General features: G+C 57.9%; 1 pseudogene. It reads right to left on the bottom strand.

The features are described 5' to 3' along the window. Positions 1 to 92 precede the first annotated feature (92 nt). Positions 93 to 617 (bottom strand): annotated as a pseudogene (gene hscB / locus ACIONG_RS29345) (co-chaperone HscB); the annotation flags it as partial. Positions 618 to 648: the final 31 nt, after the last annotated feature.

The raw sequence follows: 648 nt of genomic DNA, 5'->3' as shown, positions 1-648 counted from the left end.
CACCCCCCGCCCACCGCCATCCGCAGCAGCCCCATCGTGATCAGCACATACCGCGACCACAGTGTTGCTCCCGGAGAGGCACAGGGTTTCCCGTCGAGGCGCTCTTCTAACTGGCGCACTTCGTAGGTGAGCTTGTCGAGGAACTGCATGCGCCGCATCAGGCGTTCGGCCTGTTCACGTTGCGCTGCATCATCCCAACAGGCCGCGAAGCTTTCGTTGAGTTCTTCCTGAGCCACTTTCAAGCGACGCTTGAATACCGCGACACCGTCGAGATCGGCGCTGTCCTGGAGGTCTTCGAGCTCTTCGCGCCATTGCATCTGCTGCAGAAGAAACTCGGGGTCATGGACCGTGACTTCCATCGGCACTTCATGCCCGCTGATGGTCAGCAGGTAGCGTGCACGCTGGGCCGGACTCTTGAGCGTCTGATAAGCGTCGTTGAGGCGCGCAGACTGCTCGAGTGCCGAACGCTGCTCGCGCTCGGAAGCGTCGGCAAAGCGATCAGGATGAACGCCGCGCGCCAACTCACGATAGCGCGTGGCCAACTGCTCGAGATCCAGACGGAAGCTCGGTTGCAGCTCGAATAAAGCGAAATGACAAGTATTATCAACTACATTCATTTTTTTATTTATCTTTTGCCGTATTCTGATT

Source organism: Pseudomonas sp. NPDC087817 (assembly GCF_044742875.1).
In the GTDB taxonomy this organism is placed as follows: domain Bacteria; phylum Pseudomonadota; class Gammaproteobacteria; order Pseudomonadales; family Pseudomonadaceae; genus Aquipseudomonas.
The sequence above is the reverse complement of the archived record's forward strand: the minus strand, read 5'-3'. Positions and strand labels throughout refer to the sequence as shown.